General features: G+C 71.0%; 17 protein-coding genes. 10 read left to right on the top strand and 7 right to left on the bottom strand.

Translation table 11 applies throughout. The features are described 5' to 3' along the window. Positions 1-374: 374 nt before the first annotated feature. The 4 genes from ACFVU7_RS44510 to ACFVU7_RS44495 form a co-directional block, all read right to left on the bottom strand. The gene (locus tag ACFVU7_RS44510; RefSeq protein WP_388052362.1) at positions 375-1,043 is read right to left on the bottom strand and encodes a YdcF family protein; all 669 of its coding nucleotides are present in this window, start codon (positions 1,041-1,043) and stop codon (positions 375-377) included. 337 nt (positions 1,044-1,380) lie between these two features. Then, a complete protein-coding gene (locus tag ACFVU7_RS44505; protein WP_388052360.1) occupies positions 1,381-1,869 on the bottom strand; it encodes a TrmO family methyltransferase in 489 nt (162 codons plus the stop codon). A 337-nt stretch (positions 1,870-2,206) separates the two neighbouring features. Further along, positions 2,207-3,109, bottom strand: coding sequence for a phosphotransferase (locus tag ACFVU7_RS44500; RefSeq protein ID WP_049649896.1), 903 nt, complete (start codon positions 3,107-3,109; stop codon positions 2,207-2,209). A gap of 33 nt (positions 3,110-3,142) precedes the next feature. Further along, a complete protein-coding gene (locus ACFVU7_RS44495) occupies positions 3,143-4,492 on the bottom strand; it encodes a tol-pal system YbgF family protein (RefSeq protein WP_241852865.1) in 1,350 nt (449 codons plus the stop codon). Positions 4,493-4,793: 301 nt separating this feature from the next. Between ACFVU7_RS44495 and ACFVU7_RS44490 the strand changes: the two genes are divergently transcribed. The 6 genes from ACFVU7_RS44490 (at position 4,794) to ACFVU7_RS44465 (ending at position 9,445) form a co-directional block, all read left to right on the top strand. Next, positions 4,794-5,477: an anti-sigma regulatory factor gene (locus ACFVU7_RS44490; RefSeq protein ID WP_049649892.1), complete on the top strand. Its 684-nt coding sequence runs from the start codon at positions 4,794-4,796 to the stop codon at positions 5,475-5,477. Continuing rightward, complete coding sequence (locus ACFVU7_RS44485; RefSeq protein WP_074002337.1) at positions 5,474-6,427, top strand: hypothetical protein; 954 nt, start codon at positions 5,474-5,476, stop codon at positions 6,425-6,427. The genes ACFVU7_RS44490 and ACFVU7_RS44485 overlap by 4 nt, the downstream gene beginning before the upstream one ends. A 27-nt stretch (positions 6,428-6,454) precedes the next feature. After that, the gene (locus ACFVU7_RS44480; RefSeq protein ID WP_388052355.1) at positions 6,455-7,063 is read left to right on the top strand and encodes an AAA family ATPase; all 609 of its coding nucleotides are present in this window, start codon (positions 6,455-6,457) and stop codon (positions 7,061-7,063) included. Further along, a complete protein-coding gene (locus tag ACFVU7_RS44475) occupies positions 7,050-7,583 on the top strand; it encodes a class IV adenylate cyclase (protein ID WP_388052353.1) in 534 nt (177 codons plus the stop codon). Before ACFVU7_RS44480 ends, ACFVU7_RS44475 begins: the two co-directional genes overlap by 14 nt. 13 nt (positions 7,584-7,596) lie before the next feature. Next, positions 7,597-8,691 (top strand): radical SAM protein, encoded by a 1,095-nt coding sequence (locus ACFVU7_RS44470; RefSeq protein ID WP_388052351.1) that lies wholly within the window; start codon positions 7,597-7,599, stop codon positions 8,689-8,691. A 286-nt stretch (positions 8,692-8,977) separates the two neighbouring features. Continuing rightward, a complete protein-coding gene (locus ACFVU7_RS44465) occupies positions 8,978-9,445 on the top strand; it encodes an NUDIX domain-containing protein (protein WP_388052349.1) in 468 nt (155 codons plus the stop codon). 68 nt (positions 9,446-9,513) lie between these two features. Here ACFVU7_RS44465 and ACFVU7_RS44460 read toward each other — a convergent pair whose 3' ends face one another. The 3 genes from ACFVU7_RS44460 to ACFVU7_RS44450 form a co-directional block, all read right to left on the bottom strand. After that, positions 9,514-10,416: a 5'-3' exonuclease H3TH domain-containing protein gene (locus ACFVU7_RS44460; protein ID WP_388052365.1), complete on the bottom strand. Its 903-nt coding sequence runs from the start codon at positions 10,414-10,416 to the stop codon at positions 9,514-9,516. A gap of 59 nt (positions 10,417-10,475) precedes the next feature. Further along, the gene (locus ACFVU7_RS44455; protein ID WP_388052347.1) at positions 10,476-11,657 is read right to left on the bottom strand and encodes a cation diffusion facilitator family transporter; all 1,182 of its coding nucleotides are present in this window, start codon (positions 11,655-11,657) and stop codon (positions 10,476-10,478) included. A gap of 194 nt (positions 11,658-11,851) precedes the next feature. Then, a complete protein-coding gene (locus tag ACFVU7_RS44450) occupies positions 11,852-12,580 on the bottom strand; it encodes a gamma-glutamyl-gamma-aminobutyrate hydrolase family protein (RefSeq protein ID WP_049649881.1) in 729 nt (242 codons plus the stop codon). A gap of 165 nt (positions 12,581-12,745) precedes the next feature. Between ACFVU7_RS44450 and ACFVU7_RS44445 the strand changes: the two genes are divergently transcribed. The 4 genes from ACFVU7_RS44445 to ACFVU7_RS44430 all read left to right on the top strand — a co-directional run bounded on the left by ACFVU7_RS44445 (position 12,746) and on the right by ACFVU7_RS44430 (position 17,646). Continuing rightward, complete coding sequence (locus ACFVU7_RS44445) at positions 12,746-14,140, top strand: glutamine synthetase family protein (RefSeq protein WP_049649880.1); 1,395 nt, start codon at positions 12,746-12,748, stop codon at positions 14,138-14,140. A 3-nt stretch (positions 14,141-14,143) separates the two neighbouring features. Continuing rightward, a complete protein-coding gene (locus ACFVU7_RS44440; protein ID WP_388052344.1) occupies positions 14,144-15,523 on the top strand; it encodes an aldehyde dehydrogenase family protein in 1,380 nt (459 codons plus the stop codon). 7 nt (positions 15,524-15,530) lie between these two features. Beyond that, a complete protein-coding gene (locus tag ACFVU7_RS44435) occupies positions 15,531-16,331 on the top strand; it encodes a 3-oxoacyl-ACP reductase (RefSeq protein ID WP_049649878.1) in 801 nt (266 codons plus the stop codon). Between the two features lie 154 nt (positions 16,332-16,485). Then, positions 16,486-17,646, top strand: a complete 1,161-nt coding sequence (locus ACFVU7_RS44430; RefSeq protein WP_380780904.1) for a DUF2510 domain-containing protein — start codon at positions 16,486-16,488, stop codon at positions 17,644-17,646. The last annotated feature ends 53 nt before the right edge of the window (positions 17,647-17,699 follow it).

Genomic DNA, 17,699 nt, shown 5'->3' with positions numbered 1-17,699 from the left:
ACCCCCCACCCCCACCCCCCACCCCCCGCGCGGCTTCGGCTTCGCCTCGCCGCTGGGCCTCCACGGAGTTGCGCAGGAAGTCGGCCCAGCCGACTTCCTGCGCAGAAGTAGAGATGCCCCTGCCCTCGCCGACGGCAGGGGCAGGGGCAGAGGCACGACGACGGAAAGGGAGTGGCCCTTGCCGCTTCGGCGCCGCCGAAGCGGCAAGGAACCTGTGAGGGGTGCGTAGGAAATCGATACGGTCGACTTCCCGTGGAGAAGAGGAACTCGACTGCCATGCCGAACACCTCTCATGCCATTTCGAGGGCCGCTTTCACCGGGGGAGGAAGTTGGGTTGGTGAACAGCGCACACCAGCCCGGAGGGCGGCGCCGCGTCAGTTGAGGGCCTTGCTGTCGAATCCGTCGGCCAGAAGCCGCTGGTACGCATCATGAACCGTCTCCGGAACCTCCTGGGCAACGGCGAACCCGCGCCTCGGGTACTCGATCACCCGCTGGAGGTCGCCCACGAGGCTGTCGATCACGAGCTTGTCGTCGCCGATGCTCTTCACGTAGTCGTTCAGGCCCATCGGGGTCGAGGCGCACACCACCTCGGCCTCCGGCCACACCTTGCGGCATGTCGCGAACGCCCGGCGCTCCATGTACGGCATGGTCACGAGCAGCACCGACCGTGCCTCGATGCCGGCGGCCTCCAGGACGTCACGGGAGAACTGGATGTTCTGCCCGGTGTTGCGGGCGCGGGGCTCCTGGTGGATCGCATGCTCGGGGACCCCGAGGGCGATGGCGTGCTCGGTGAAGTGCACGGCCTCACCTCGGGGGAAGAGCTCCGGCCGGGACGGATTCGGCCCGCCCGTGAACACGATCCTCCGCACCAGGCCGTCCAAGTACAGGCCTGCCGTCTGGGCTGCCACTCCGAGGTCGTGGCAGCCCAGACCGATCGCCACATCGCACGGCCGCCGCTCGTGCCCCATCTGGTGGTATTCCCAGATCAGCGTGGCGTCCGCCCACTGTCGGTCGGTGATCTCGCGCTGCTGAGTGTCCGCCACGTTCTTCTCCTGCTCACTGAAGGCACCGTTCCCGCTGGAATCCGGACCGGATGCCTCGGACGCTCCTTCGCTGGTGGGTCGTACCGTACGTGTCCGCCAGCACCTCGGCCCTGTCCAGCAGGGCGAGCCCCTCCCCGGCAGTCGCGTGGTCGGTCAGACGGTGAAGGTGGGTGAAGCGCCAAGCCTTCGGCCATGGCGCTTCACCCGTCACCTTCCACCTCCTGTGCGGCTTCGGCTTCGCCTCGCCGCTGGGCCTCAACAGCGTTGCGCAGGAAGTCGGCCCAGTCGATTTCTCGTGGAGAAGAGACAGCCGACGCGAACGAGCCAATGCCGCCGGTCAGACCGTGGGCGGCGCCGGGGCGAAGTAGTCGCGGAGCATCTCGCTGGTCCACGTGGGTTGGCGGACTTCTCCCCGCGGGCCGAACTCCTCGAACCAGGGCTTCACTTCGAGGACCGGGGTGCCGTCGATGGTGTCCAGGTCCTCGACGTGCAGGTCCAGGCCGTCGACCTTCACGAGCCGACAGCGGGAGGAGCCGAGCCAGTTGATGCGCCGCATGTTCCGGTGGCCGAACACACCGACCTCGGGCCAGTCCGGGTTGTCCCGGGGGCGGCGCGCGCCGAAGTTCAGATCGGTCGGGTCGGTCCTGTGGAACCGGAAGATCACGTCGAGGTGGGAGAACTCCTCCAGCCCCTTCGTCGCGTCGAGCGGGAATCTGTCTCCGTCGAGCCGGATGATGGCGCGCGTCCCTCCCCAGTAGTCGTCGGTCGGTTCCGTTCGACCTCCTACAACGTGCCCGAGCGCTTCCACGCTGAAGACGTCACTCATGTGTTTCCTCTCCTTGGAACGGACCGCGCTTGGGCGACGGGTCAGATGGTGGCTGCCAAGTACTCGGCAGCGCGCCTGTCGACGGCGTCGATCGGTTTGCATGGCGTCGAGTGACTGGGATGAGATAGTGCGACCCTGGAGCGCTGCCCGGCCTTCACGAGGCTGAGGTGACCGAGAATGAGGAAGTTTTCCAGGGCGCGAGGCTGCGCTCGAAGCTCCTTGCCGCCCCTGAGGCGTGCAGTCCGGCAAGGATGATTCGCCAAGAGGCAGAGGGCGGAGGCATGTGATCCGGGCGAAGTGGTTGCGTCGGAACTCGTTGGCCCGAACCGGGGCCTGGTCAGAGGATGTTCCATTCGAGCCGGTCGTGTCCGGACCGCAGCCCTTGGATGCGGTGTCGTACCTCCGCGATCGTCGGGCTTCCGGCTGAGGCCCGCTTGGCGTTCGTGGTGATCATCCGCAGTTCACGGAGCGAGCACAGGGCGGGGTAGCCCTGCCACGACGTCACGTCGAATCCGTAGGCATCGGCGAACTCCTGATAGTGGGCGCGGCCGTAGCCGAAGCGGCGACAGTGGATCTCGACGGTGACGAGGTCGAGTTCCGGCTGCCCGAAGCAGGCGGTGTCCCAATCGCACAGGACTGCGGAATCCTCGTGGTGGAGCGCGTTCCGGTGCTGAGGGTCCCCCTGTGACAACCCCGGCGGCAGGACGTAGCGGACCTGGCGAAGCGCGTCCTCCAGCTCGGTCAGCCGCCGTTCGAGGTAGGCGACATCGTTCGCCGGCAATGCGGTGGTCTTCGCGATCGACCGCCTGATGGCACCGGCTGTGTCGACGGGACGGACATCGAAGGGAGGTAGTGGAAGCTCATGAAGCATGCGGAGGGGAACAGCAAGATGCGCCGCCGGGACGGGACGGTCGGGCTGGGGCAGGTGGTGCCAGAACGTCACGGCATGCCCGTCGACCACAACCGGTTGCTTCATCGGCAGCAGTTCGACGGTGGGGAAGTTCTTGCTGGTGAGCCACTGAACGAGCCGGACGGTACGGCGGACGCTCTCCAAGGGTGTGCCCGCCCTCGCGATCTTGGCGACCGCCCCGGCGGCCGGCAGCGTGTAGACGGCGTTGGTATGGCCGCGCAGCATCACGGCTCCGGTCGGGTCGAGCCCGACCTGGTCGCACGCGGCGTTGAGGATTGTGACGACCTCGGCTTCGGCGAACCCGCCGACCCGGACAACCGGAACACTCATACCTGTCAGGCTGACGGGCAGGGGAAGCATCTGTCACGTCCCGCCGGACGGAAGCGCCAGGAGTTCGCCGAGTTCCCGGGCTGCGCGAGGCCTCGCCTCCTTCGGCGTTATCTTGATGACATCCGCCGCGCGGGTGCCGAGGATCTGCGTACGGTGGTCACCGGGCACCGCCAGGTAGGTGTCCCGGGCCAACTGGCAGGCCTCGGACACGCTCCGCTGCCGAACCAGACACATGGCCTGCTCCAAGCGCAGCAGCGCCGGGTCGATACCGGTGTGGTCGGGGTAGAGGCGCAGAGCCTCCTCCTGGGCACGGCCGGCCTGCACCGTGTCGCCGAGCGCGGTGAAGGCGCCCGACAAATAGAGCTGGAGCCGCCGATAGGGGAACGCCCAGGCATCGTCCTCCAGGGCTGCCTGCCGACTGCGTTCGAACAGCCCGCGGGCTTGTGCGATCGACGCGCGGGCGCCGTCCTCGTCTCCCTGGCGAGCCTTGATCCGGGCTTCCGCGGCGGCGGCGAACGCTCCTGTCGCGGACGGCCGCCCGCGGTTGAGGAGCACAGCCTCGTGGGCAAGGGCTGCTGCCTCGGTCAGAGGCCCGTAGTAGAACGGCAGCATTGCTGCTTGCACTCGCACTCGTGTGCGCAGTTCGCGGTTGCCGCTGTCGTCGGCTGCTGACTTCCCGGTCCCGTACCAGTCCCGGGCCTGCTCCTTTCGTCCCAGCTTCATCAGGGCGTCCGCGGTCAGAGTGGACAGCACGGCGATCATCTCGGACAGACGCACCTGGACGAGCGCCGGCTGCCGCTCTTCGGAGTACTGCCGGACTTCCTCCAGGGTTGTCAGCAGCCGTGCCAGCATCACCATCGGGGGGTCGGACACGTAGTCCCGTCGCAGCGTGAGGAGCTTCCCGTCCAGGGACTCCAGCTCCCCGGTGGTGAGCGTCGTGCTCGCCAGCGTGCGTTCGATGGCGCGCCGGTGTGCGCGGGCCACAGCATCGAACGGGTCGCTCACGTCAGGCGACCCGGGTGCGGCCGCACGTTCGGTCACCGGAACATCGGGTGCGACGGGCGGCGTGAACACGGTCACGGGCGAGCACACATCCGCCCGGTAGCCACCGGAAAGTCCCAGTCCTTGCGCATCGGTCCGGTAGAGGCGACACAGAAGGTCGATGGTCTGAGCCCGCGGCATCCGAGCGCTCCGCTCCCACGCGCCCAGCTGCTCGGCGTCCGGATTCGGACGGTCGAGCGCCAACCCATCGCACAGGGCGATCAGTTCGCTGACGGCACGAGCTCGTGTCCACCCCCGGGCGAAGCGGTGAGCACGGAGGCGCGTAACGCCACAGCACTCAACGATCGCAGCCACCGCCATGTCGATCGTCCAGCCGTTCACCAAGGCACGGGCCCTGGTACTCGCTGCGCAGGACGGCTTGTGACCCACGCCCCACCTCCACTATCGCCGAGCGACAGCCTAGTCGCCCGGGGTCACTGACTGACCGTCAAAACCAGTAACTCATTGCCGGTTTGCATCACCGCTGGCGTCAAAGCAGTGAGTCCGGCTCGTAACGGCAACTTCTTCCGCTTGCCCCTCGACTCTGACGCGGCGAGTCTCTGTGGACACGCGATGGCCACCACTCGCCACCCCCGCCAATGACCCGGGAACACTTGCCCATGTCCAGCCAGGAGGAACAGCCATGCACCGTGTCCTGGAGGTCAAAGCCAAGGTCACAACCGCGTCCCTCGGCGCGATCCGCAACCTGTTGTCCGAGGAGGTCGCGAGAGCCGGCATCGTCCTCGACGAGTCCCGGGCGTACGCGCTCCGCGTGTGTTCGTCGGAGTTCGTCGACAACGCGATCAAGCACGCCGCCGGTCAAGGCCCTGACCGTGAAGCCGTGTTGTTGATCGAAGTGGGCGTCGACCGGGAGCGCGGCCGTTTGCGGACCACAGTGACGGACCCGAGCGTGGTCGAAGCGGCGATGAACAGCAGCGTCGACGACCTCGACGCGACCAGTGGCCGCGGACTGGTGGTCGTCGACGGTTACGCGGACGACATCGGATGGCACCAGCGGATCGACCTTCAGGGGCGGCCCACCGGCTGGTCCGTCTGGTTCGAACTCGACGTGGAACCGGCGACCTTCGGCCAGGCCACCGCCGCTGAGGCGGAAGTGCAGCCGAAGGCCGTCGTGCGGCCCCCCGAGCGTTGCCTGATGGTCGGCCCCGGGCACGCACCCGGGAATACGCCGAGGCCGAACCGACCGGCACAACGGCCTGGGGAACGCACCGTCGTGCCGACAGCCGCGAGCCGACGTCTCCACGGGCCGGGCCGGGCCGCCACTCCCGTCCACCCTTCCACTCCGTACCCGAGGACTGCTCCATGAGCGTCGGAACGCGAACCAGAAAGCTGCTCAAGACCATCAGCCCCGCCCGCAGACTGGACATCGCGGCCTCCTACGAGGCCCTGACGCAGGCCTGCGTGGCCACCGGCGACGACCCCGCGAAAGCCGAACTGCTCAGCGACAGCCCGAACCACCTGTGGTCGCTCGGCTCGCGCTCGCGCGCACTCGCCATCGTCCACCCGGACGTGGACGAGGCCTGGGCGCTCATCAAGGGCGCGCAGTTCCTCCGGGAGCACCTGCTCCCCGTCACCTCCGCCTACTACACCGAGGTCCGCGCGGCCGTCGACGGCCAGGCCGTGACCTTCTGGCAGGACCCAGGGAAGCCGAGCGCCGACACGTCCCTCTCCGCGTGGGTGACCGCCCTCACCCACCGCATCGGCCCCGGGACGGCTCCGTGGCTGCGGGAGCACGACCCGTTCGCCCACCTGCTGGACGGCTTGGACGACGCGCCGCTGGACGAGTCCGCCCGCCGGTTCCTGCGCGAACGCGCCGCCCAACTGCGAGAAGAGTGGGACTACCTCGACTGGCCGACACCGGAAACCGTCGTCCTCGGTGCCCTCGGCATGGTCCCCTGCCATGACGACGGAGTCCACGTCGGACTCCTGCTGCGCCGCCCGCTCCGACGCGGCCACCGCGAGTGGGACCTGGTCGCCGCCCGCTGGCGCTCCGAACTGCTCACCGGCCCGCGTCAGGACCACCGGACCTACGCCGACACCTACCTCTCCTACGAGCGGGAGGATCGGCTCCCGGACCACCCCTACATCGGAGCCTGGTCCGGCTACCAGGTCGTACGCGACATCGTCGTCCTCACCACGGTGATGAACACGGTCCGCCGCGCCCACCTCGACGCCAACATCCGCCAGGAGGCCGCCCACCGCCTCGCGTGCCTGCGCGGCGCACACCCGGTCCCGTGGAACTGGGGGCCGCGATGAAAGCCCGAACCAGGAAACGGAGTTCACATGGACGTGACCCGAGGATTCTTCATCACCGTCGACGGTCTCAGCGCGAGCGGGAAGACCACGGTCGCCCCGCTGGTCGCGGCCCTCGTTGACGGCGTCCACCTCACGGACGACACCTTGCCGACCTTCCCCCGCATGCGTGCGGAGGTGGACGCCGTCGGCATCCTGGCGGCGCGGTTCCACTGGTGGATGATGGCCAATCACATCAAGTCCGAGACCGCTCGCGCGGTTGTCGGGGCGGGCCGGACCGTGGTGGTCGATTCCTACTTCCCGCGCACCATCGCCACGCACAGGGCGATGGGTCACGACTGCGCGCCGGAGTACCCGGAGGGAGTCCTCCTCCCGCATGTGCCGATTCTGCTGGAGGTGGGCGAACGCGTCCGCCAGGAGCGGCTTCGGCGGCGGGCCGAGCTGGGAACGCTGAGTTCCTGGCACCGGCGGGAGGAGCCGAACGTGGCCGAAAGCTCCCGCGTGTACCGGGCGTTCGGACTGCTGCGGGTCGACGGCACCGACCGCACGCCTGCCGAGGTGGCTCGCAGCATCGCCGATACCGTGCGCTCGTATGCCCGCACCGCATCGAGGAAGGCAATTCCCCATGACCGCAACTGAGTTCGAAGCGAAGATCCTCGACGTCGATCCGAAGGAGATCCGCGTTCTCCTCGCCGAGGCCGGGGCCGAGCACGTGGTCGACCGTTTCCAGCGCCGCTACGTCTACGACATCCCCGGCCGGCCGGGAGCGTGGGTCCGGCTGCGTGACACGGGCACCGACGTCACCCTGTGCGTCAAGGAGATCCACTCCGACGCGATCGACGGCGTGGCCGAAACGGAGACGACCGTCGGTGACTTCGACGCCGCGAACACGCTCCTCGGCAAGCTCGGCTACCAGCCGAAGGCGTACCAGGAGAACCGTCGGTCCTCCTGGACGCTCGGTGGCGCGGCCATCGAGATCGACTACTGGCCGCTGATTCCCCCCTACCTGGAGATCGAGGGCGACAGCGCCGAACACGTCCACGCGACCGCCCTCGCGCTCAAGCTCCCCCTGGAGGAGCTGACGAGCGAGAACACCACCAAGGTCTACCGCCGGTACGGGATCGACATCGAAGCGATTCCCCGGCTCACGTTCGAGTGACAGGAGACAAGCCTTGTCAGCTACCCATCGTCCGGCGATCAGGGTCGTCCGGGACAGGACGATCCGCATCAAGGTGATCGACGACTGCGGGTTGGCCTGCACGTTCTGCCACAACGAGGGAACGCCGGTCACCGCCGACAATCGAGGCCGCGCCGAACTGCCCTTCGTCGCGGGCCCGGGCAGGACCGGGCGTGTGTCGATCTACAGCGAGACGAACGGGGTCGGCTTCCTTGCCGCGAGGATGGCCCCGGACGCGTCCTTCCGGCGGGCGGTGCGAACCGTGGCGAGGGCGTTCGACGCCCACGAGGTTCACCTCACGGGTGGGGAGCCCACCCTTCACACGGAGGTGCCCGCGCTGATCGCGGCACTCACCGGCATGGGGTTGAGCGTCGGGATGACCAGCAACGGGGAACGCGGCCGGCAGGTGATGGCGGAGTGCTCCGCGGCCGGTCTCGGCCGAGTCAACGTGTCGGTCTTCGGTACGACCGCCGCAGAACTCCGGGTCGTTCAGTCCGAGCGCTTCAGGACGCCGGGTCTGGCCGAGGCGAAGATCCGGGCGGCGGAGCAGACCATCCGTGCCGCCGTCTCCAACGGCGTGAAGGTCTCCGTGAACATCGTCGTCCCCGGAATGGCCCACGTCGGCCGGGTCGTCAACCTGGTCGAGTCGTACGGCCAGTTCGCGGACGTGCGGATGCTCACCAGCATCCAGGACGGGCCGGAGTCGGTCGCGGCGATCTCCGAAGTGCTGGCCCGGGTCGGCGCGGAACCGGTGCTCCGGACGTTCACCGCCGGGACCTCCGACGAGCGCACCCTCTACCGGGCGCTCGGCAGCCGGGCGGTGTACGTCAAGCGGTTGCTGCCCGTGCGGCTCCCCGACACCTGCGCGTCGTGCCGGTTCAACAACGACACGGACTGCGAGGAGGGCTACTACGGCATCCGCCTGTACCTAACCGATCAGGGGGAGTACATGGTGGGCGTCTGCATTCAGCGGATGGACCTCTGCGTGCCCGTGGCCGAGTTGCCGAAGAGCGGGATCGTGGAGGAGGTACTGGCCTTCAAGGACGCCGAAGTCCGGAGGCTGACGCGCGAGTACGGTGCCGCCGCCTGAGCCGCCTGATCGGTCGGCCCCGGAGACATGGCTTTGCGGCCTCGCTCGGGTCGAGCGAGGCCGCTGGGCTCCGAAACTGTTGGGCTGACACCTGCCCTTCGGCCTCGTCCTCCAGAGTGCCAACGGTGTGGACTCCGAGATCCTCCTCGCCGCCGCCTACGCGGCGCGGACGTCCCTGACCTCGCAGTCCTGCTGACCGCGGAGCCCGACACCGCACAGGCCATCCTGGAAGCGGTATCGCACCGGACGGTCAACACCGAAATCCCGTACGGGAGTTAGAGAGAACATGAGCACAATCAGCGACATCGGCCCTGCCCCGCTCCCGATCGTGGACGTCCACGTCGTCCTGCGCACCCCGGACGGCAAGATCCTGCTCTCCCAGCGCGGCGGCCCCTACGGCTACGGCCAGTGGCACGCCCCCAGCGGCAAACTCGACCCCGGCGAGAAGCCCGCCCACGGCGCCGCCCGCGAACTGCGAGAGGAGACCGGCATCACGACCGACCCGGCCCGCCTCCGCCTCGCCTACACCGTCCTGCACCACCAGGCCCCCGCGCCCCTGCGCCTCGGCCTGTTCTACCTCGCCACCGAGTGGCAGGGGGAGCCCGTCAACCGCGAGCCCGAGAAGTGCCTGGACCTGCGCTGGTTCGCCGAGGGCGGCTTGCCCGACGACCTGATCCCGTACCCCGCCGCAGGCATCCGCGGCGCCCTCACCGACCCCGGCGGCCTGGCGCACCACGGCTGGCCGGCCGCGTAGCGGTCGGCCGGTAGGGCAGGGGCCCGCGCGTTCGAGGCGAACGTGCGGGCCCCGGGGTGGAATCGGGGTCAGCGGGTGGCGAGGGATTCCAGAAGGCGGTCGAGGGAGGTGCCGAGGCCCCAGCGGGTGGAGAGTTCTTCCAGGGTCATGGGGTAGAGGGGTTCGCGGGGGAGGACCGGGTCGAAGTCCGGGAGGGGGGCGTCGGGGGCGACGCGGACGACGGTGGGGGCGACGTCGAGGTAGGCGGCGCCTTCGACGATGTTGCGGCGGCGGGCCGGGGTGAGCTTGGAGCCGAGGTCGAGGGCGGCGGCGCGGATGGTCGGGAGGTCGCCGTACTCGTTGATCAGTTGGGCGGCGGTCTTCTCGCCGATGCCCTTGACGCCGGGCAGGCCGTCGGACGGGTCCCCGCGCAGGGCGGCCATGTCGGCGTACTGGGCGCCGCGTACGCCGTACTTCTCCTGGAGCAGCGCGTCGTCGGTGACCTGGAGGTTGCCCATGCCCTTGACCGGGTAGAGCACGGTGATCCCGCGGGCGTCGTCGACCAGTTGGAAGAGGTCGCGGTCGCCGGTGACGATCTGCACCGGGCCGGTGGCGCGGGCGGTGAGGGTGCCGATCACGTCGTCCGCCTCGTAGCCGGGGGAGCCGACCCGGGCGATGCCGAGGGCGTCCAGTACCTGCTCGATCACCGGGACCTGCGGGGCCAGCGTGTCGGGCACCTCCTCCTCGCCGTCCTCGGCGGCCTCGGCGACCCGGTGGGTCTTGTAGGAGGGGACGAGGTCGACCCGCCACTGCGGGCGCCAGTCGGCGTCCATGCAGGCGACCAGCTGGTCGGGCCGGTGGTCGTGGACCAGCCGGGCGATGAAGTCCAGCAGGCCGCGGACGGCGTTGACCGGCTCACCCTGCGGCGAGCGCAGGGTGTCCGGTACGCCGTAGTAGGCCCGGAAGTACAGGCTGGCGGAGTCGAGCAGCATCAGTCGCGGTGCGGTCACGTCTCAGATCATGCCGTACGGCGGTGACGGACCGCCGGTTCTCAGTGCTCGTGCGGTCCGGCGCGGTGGACCGGGCCGTGGGAGTCGGCGCAGTGCTCGGCGGCGGAGGAGGCGGCGGAGGCGCCGTTGGGGGCGGCGGTGGAGTCGGGCGGGGTGGCGATCTGCAGCAGCGCGCCGGCCTCGTCCTCGCCGACGTGGTCGACCTGGAGGGTGGAGTGGGTGATGCCGTACTCGTCCGAGAGCCGGCGCTGCAGGGAGCGCCGCACCGCGTGGCAGTCGCCGCCGGGGGTGACGAGGATGTGCGCGGACAGGGCGGGCTGGCCGGAAGTGATCTCCCAGATGTGCAGGTCGTGGATCTCCTCGACCAGCGGTTCGGTGACCATCCGGTCGGCGACGGCGTCCGGGTCGATCCCGGCCGGGGCGGCCTCCAGGAAGATCCGCCCGGAGTCCCGGACCAGCGCGATGCCGGCCTTGAGCATCAGTGCGACGACGATCAGCGAGGCGATGGCGTCGGCCCGGGCGAAGCCGGTGGTCAGCACGATCGCGCCGGCGACGGCGGTGGCAATGAAGGCGTACAGGTCGGTCAGGACGTGCTGGAAGGCGCCTTCGACGTTCAGCGAGCTGCGGTTGGCCTTGGACATGCACCAGGTGGCCGCGAGATTGACGACGATCCCGATCAGCGCGGTGATCAGCACCAGCGAGCCGGTGACCTGCGGTGGCTCGAGCAGCCGGGTGACCGCCTCGTAGCCCAGCCAGGCCGACAGCACCAGCAGGGTGACCCCGTTGGCCTGCGCGGAGAGGATCTCGGCGCGCTTGAGGCCGTAGGTGTAGCCGCCCCGGGCCGGGCGGGCGGCGAGCCGCATGGCGATCAGCGCGAGCACGATCGAGGCGGCGTCGGTGAGCATGTGCGCCGCGTCCGAGATCAGGGCCAGGGACTGGGCGGCGAAGCCGACCACGACCTCGCCGGCCATGAAGACGACGATCAGGGCGAGGGCGCTGAGCAGCCAGCGGCGGTCCGCGTCGGCGGCGACGCCGTGCGAGTGGCCGCCGTGCCCTCCGGAGCCGTGGGAGTGCCCGCCCGAACCATGCGCGTGCCCCCCGGAGCCGTGGGAGTGCCCGCCCGAACCATGCGCGTGCCCCCCGGAGCCGTGCGAGTGCGAGGGCGAGGGCGAGTGCCTCTGGTCATGCGCATGATCATCGTGCGAGTGCTCGTGCCCGGCCATGGAAGTCCTCTCTGGGCGCACGGGTGGGAAAGGGGGCGCGATACGACCGCCCCGCAACCGAAGTGAACCGCAGAATCGACAAAGATCCAAAGGTTGTACTGGTGACCGTTGTCGTTCCCGTCCGGGCGGCCGGATCCGGCTCACTCCGCACCCGGCCGGCCTCCCGAACTCCCGTTCCCCCGCGCCCAGTTGATCTACCCCAGCGCCATCGCGTCGAGGACCGCCGCGGTGGCCGCCCGGACCAGGGCCCGCATCAGCCGCAGGTCGTCCCCCTGCTCCGGGTGCCACTGCACCCCGAGCGCGAACCCCGGCCCCTCCACCGCCTCCACCGTCCCGTCCGGCGCGTGGGCGCTCACCCGCAGGCCCGCCCCCACCCGGTCGACGGCCTGGTGGTGGAAGGTCGGCACCTCCAGCTCGCTCTCCGGCAGCAGCCCGCCCAGCAGTGTCCCCGGCACCGGCCGCACCAGGTGCGAGCCGTAGCACCCGGGCGAGCCGCCGTGCACGTCCACCGGCACCACGTCCGGCAGGTGCTGCACCAGCGTCCCGCCGCACACCACGTTCAGGACCTGCATCCCCCGGCAGACCGCCAGCAGCGGCATCCCCGCCGCCAGCGCCGACCGCAGCAGCGCGACCTCCCAGGCGTCCCGCTCCGGCGAGTCCACCTCCGTCGCCGGGTGGGCCGGCTCCCCGTAGTACGCCGGGTCGATGTCCGGCCCGCCCGCGATCACCAGGCCGTCCAGCCGGGCCAGCACCTCCGGGGCGCGCTCCGGGACGTCCGGCGGCAGCAGGACCGCGATCCCGCCGGAGTCCCGGACCTGCGCGGTGTACCGCTCGGGCAGCAGGGCCACCCGGCGGCCCCGCCAATCGCTCCAACTCGCGTCCACCAGGTAGGTGCTGACGCCGATCAAAGGCCTGCGATCCATGGCGCGCATTCTCCCCCCGGAGCACCTGATCCACCGTCAGCCACGCGCGTCGGCGCGCCACGGGCGCCCGACACCCACCCGCCCTCTTCCGCCCCGCGAGTCGCAGGCCGTACGGTTCGCTGTGACCGTTTGATCTCGAAGAGTGATCGAGGAGGAGGGTTCGGTATGTCCGAAACGCCCGAACGGGCCGCCGCGGGCTCGCCGCCCCGGCCGCCGCTGACCCTGGACCGGCTGCGCGCCCTGGTGGACACCGGCGAGGTGCACACCGTCGCGCTCGCCTTCACCGACATGCAGGGGCGCCTCCAGGGCAAGCGCTTCGCCGCCCGGTTCTTCCTCGACGAGGTGGCCGAGCACGGCGCCGAGGCCTGCGACTACCTGCTGGCCGTCGACGTCGACCTGAACACCGTGGACGGCTACGCCTTCTCCTCCTGGGCCACCGGCTACGGCGACTTCGCGATGCGCCCCGACCTCGGCACCCTGCGGCTGACCCCCTGGCAGCCCGGCACCGCCCAGGTCACCGCCGACCTCGCCCGGCACGGCGGCCACCCGGTGGACGCCGCCCCGCGCCAGCTGCTGCGCCGCCAGATCGCCCGGCTCGCCGAGTACGGACTGGCCGCCGACATCGGCACCGAGCTGGAGTTCCTGGTCTTCCGCGACACCTACGAGCAGGCCTGGCTGGGCGGCTACCGCGGCCTGACCCCGGCGAACCTCTACAACGTGGACTACTCGATGCTGGGCACCGCCCGGGTCGAGCCGCTGCTGTCCCGGATCCGCACCGAGATGGCCGGCGCCGGCCTGGTGGTGGAGTCCGCCAAGGGCGAGTGCAACCTCGGCCAGCACGAGATCGCCTTCCGCTACGCCGACGCCCTCACCACCTGCGACCAGCACAGCGTCTACAAGACCGGCGCGAAGGAGATCGCCGCCCAACTCGGCTGCGCGCTCACCTTCATGGCCAAGTACGACGAGCGCGAGGGCAACAGCTGCCACATCCACCTCTCGCTGCGCGACGCCGTCGGCGCCCCCGCCTTCGCCGACCGGGACGGCCGGATGACCGACACCATGCGGCACTTCCTGGCCGGCCAGCTGGTCGCGCTGCGCGAGTTCAGCCTGCTGTACGCGCCGAACATCAACTCGTACAAGCGCTACCGCCCGGGCTCCTTCGCCCCGACCGCCGTCGCCTGGGGCCGGGACAACCGCACCTGCGCCTACCGGGTGGTCGGCCACGGCCCCGGCCTGCGGATGGAGAACCGGGTACCGGGCGGCGACGTCAACCCGTACCTCGCGGTGGCCGGGATGCTCGCGGCCGGCCTGCACGGGCTGCAGCGCAAGCTGGACCTGCCCGCGCCCTGCCTCGGCAACGCCTACGCGGTGGAGGAGTACGCGCGGGTGCCCGGCTCGCTGCGCGAGGCCGCCGGGCTCTGGGCGGACAGCGCACTGGCCCGCGAGGCCTTCGGCGACGACGTGGTCGAGCACTACCTGAACATGGCCCGGGTCGAGCAGTCCGCCTACGACGGGGCGGTCACCGACTGGGAGCGCTACCGATCCTTCGAACGGATGTGAGCCGTGACCGAGCCGAACGCGACCGCCGGGAGCAGCACGGTCCGCAACCCCGCCACCGGCGAGGTGCTCGCCACCGTCCCCGACACCACCCCCGAGCAGCTGGACGCGGCCGTCCGGCGCGCGGTGAAGGCCCAGGCCGGCTGGGCGGCGCTGGCCCCCGGTGAACGCGCCCGGCTGCTGCGCCGGTTCGCCGACCAGGTCGAGGTGCACGTCCCGGAGCTGGCCGCCCTGGAGGTGGCGGAGGCCGGCCACCTCCAGGCCAGCGCCCGCTGGGAGGCCGGCAACGTCCGGGACCTGCTGGAGTACGCCGCCGGGGGAGTGGAACGGCTGACCGGCCGGCAGATCCCGGTCCCCGGCGGCCTGGACGTGACCTTCCACGAGCCGGTCGGCCTGGTCGGGGTGATCGCGCCGTGGAACTTCCCGATGCCGATCGCCGCCTGGGGCTTCGCCCCCGCCCTGGCGGCCGGCAACGCCGTCCTGCTCAAGCCCGCCGAGGCCACCCCGTTGACCGCTCTGCGGCTGGCCGAACTCGCCCTCGCGGCGGGCCTGCCCGAGGGCCTGTTCCAGACCGTCCCCGGCGCGGGCGCCACCACCGGACGGGCCCTGGTGGACCACCCGGCCGTCCGCAAGATCGTCTTCACCGGCTCGACCCTCGTCGGCAAGGAGGTCGCCGCCCGCTGCGCCGCCCGCGCCAAGCGGGTCACCCTGGAGCTGGGCGGCAAGAGCCCCAACATCGTCTTCGCCGACGCCGACCTGGCCCGCGCCGCCGACCCGCTCTCCTTCGCCGACAACAGCGGCCAGGACTGCTGCGCCCGCAGCCGGATCCTGGTCCAGCGCGAGGTGTACGAGGACTTCCTCGCCCTGCTGCTGCCCGCCGTCGACACCCTGCGCACCGGCGACCCGACCGACCCGCAGACCCAGCTCGGCCCGCTGATCTCGGCCGCCCAGGTCCGCCGGGTGGCCTCCTACCTCACCCCCGACCTGCCGGTGCTGGCCCGCGGCAAGGTCCCGGACGGGCCCGGCTACTGGTACCCGCCGACGGTGGTCGCCCCCGAGGACCCGGAGGTCCCGGCCGTCACCGAGGAGATCTTCGGCCCGGTCGCCGCCGTCCTGTCGTTCACCGACGAGGCCGACGCGCTGCGGCTGGCCAACGCCACCCGCTACGGCCTGTCCGGCTCGATCTGGACCAGGGACGTCGGCCGCGCGCTGCGCCTGGCCCGGGGCGTACGGGCGGGCAACCTGTCGGTCAACTCGCACTCCTCGGTGCGCTACTGGACGCCCTTCGGCGGCTTCGGCGAGTCCGGGGTGGGCCGCGAGCTGGGGCCGGACGCGCTGCGCCACTTCACCGAGACCAAGAACGTCTTCATCCACAGCGAGGAGTGACAGCCCGATGAGCGAGAAGCACGCCGCGCCGGACGAGCCCGTCTGCCGACGGCTGGTCGGCCGCACCGCCGTGGTCACCGGCGCGGGCAGCGGGATCGGCCTGGCCGCCGCCCGCAGGCTCGCCTCGGAGGGCGCGAAGGTGGTCTGCGCCGACCTCGACGAGGAGACCGGACGGGCCGCCGCCAAGGAGGTCGGCGGGCTGTTCGTGCACACCGACGTCACCGACCCGTACATGGTCGAGGCGCTGTTCGACGAGGCGTACGAGACCTGCGGCAGCGTGGACGTCGCGTTCAACAACGCGGGCATCTCGCCGCCCGAGGACGACTCGATCCTGACCACCGGGCTGGACGCCTGGCGCAGGGTCCAGGAGGTCAACCTGACCTCGGTCTACCTGTGCTGTAAGGCCGCGCTGCCGTACATGCGCCGGCACGGGCGGGGCTCGATCATCAACACCGCCAGCTTCGTGGCCCGGATGGGCGCGGCCACCTCGCAGATCTCCTACACCGCCTCCAAGGGCGGGGTGCTGGCGATGTCCCGCGAGCTGGGCGTGCAGTTCGCCCGGGAGGGCATCCGGGTCAACGCGCTCTCGCCGGGGCCGGTGGACACCCCGCTGCTGCGCGAGCTGTTCGCCAAGGACCCGGAGCGGGCCGCCCGCCGGCTGGTGCACATCCCGCTCGGCCGGTTCGCCCGGGCCGAGGAGATCGCCGCCGCGGTGGCCTTCCTGGCCAGCGACGACTCCTCGTTCATCACGGCGAGCGAGTTCCTGGTGGACGGCGGCATCTCCGGGGCGTACGTCACACCGCTGTAGCCGCCCGCGGGCTCGGCGGTCGGGCCGCACAAGGGCCGCGGAAGGGCCGCGGAAGGGTCGCAGTCGGGGTTCTCACCGGAATCTCATCGAAAACGGCGGGAATTCCGGGCCGCGCTGATTTCGCGTTTATCCGGCTGCCTTTAGATTCTCTACCGTGAGCGAGCAGATTCCCGCCGGGTGGTACCCGGACCCCAAGAACACCACCGGCGACCCGAGGCCGCAGCGGTGGTGGGACGGCAAGGGCTGGACGGCCGACACCCGGCCCGCACCCTCGGACGCCCCGGCACCGCAGGCTCCGGAGGCGGAGCCGACGGCCGCCGCGGCCCCGGGGCCGGGAGCGGCCGGGCAGACCACGGTGCTGGAGGGCGAGGTGCTGGAGAGCGGCCCGACCGTCCGCTACCCGGAGCCGCCGCCCTTCGGCGCCGCCTACGGCTCGCCCGCCGGGCCGCCGCGCAAGGCCCGGCGCAAGCCCTCCAAGCTGGTGCTGGCGACCACCGTCGCCGCCCTGCTCGGCCTGGCCGTCGGCGCGGGGGTCACCTACCTCGCGGTGGACGGCCACAGCGACCGCGCCCCGCGCAGTGCCCGCCCGGCCCCGCAGGGCGGCGGCTACGGCCCGTGGGGCGGCCTCCCGGGCTTCGGCGACCCCGGCAACGGCGGGGGCGGGGACAGCAAGGGCGGCAACGGGGGCAACGGCGGGAACGGCGGGAAGGGCGGCGGCGGGAACGGCAACGGCGGCGGCAAGACCCGCCCGAGCACCGACCAGGCGATCGACGTGGTCAACAAGCTCACCCTGCCGGTCCCGGACGGCTGGGAGGCCGGCACCACCACCGACGGCTACGCCATGCTCAGCGTCGGCTCGTACACCTGCGTGGACGGCAAGAGCACCTGCTCCCTCGGCGGGGCCAACACCGGCCGGATCGACGGCGGCGGCACCGACGCCCAGGCGGCGGCCAAGGCCGACATCGCGGCGGCCGCCAAGGCCGCGTACGGCGACGTCACCGGGCACCAGGAGCTCAAGTCCGAGGCCGTGAAGGTCAACGGCCAGGACGGCTACCTGGTCCGCTGGAAGGTGGACGCGCCCAAGGGCAACAACGGCTACGTACAGACCGTGGTCTTCCCGTCCGCCGACGGGAAGTCGCTGGTCTCGGTGCACTTCGGCTTCGACATCGCCGACAAGTCGCCGGACGTCGCGGTGATGGACACCATCGTCAAGGGCATCACCGACTACAAGGGCAAGCTGCCGACCATCCCGGGGCTGCCCGGGTCCGGCGGGTCCGGTGCGGGCGCCGGCGGCGCCGGGGGCACCACCACCTGAGCACCGCGCTCCTCACACGGCGGCGGCCCACCCGGGAGGGAACCCTCCGGGTG

The organism is Kitasatospora sp. NPDC058046 (assembly GCF_042885595.1).
Lineage (GTDB): Bacteria > Actinomycetota > Actinomycetes > Streptomycetales > Streptomycetaceae > Kitasatospora.
This window is presented reverse-complemented; position numbering and strand designations above follow the sequence as displayed.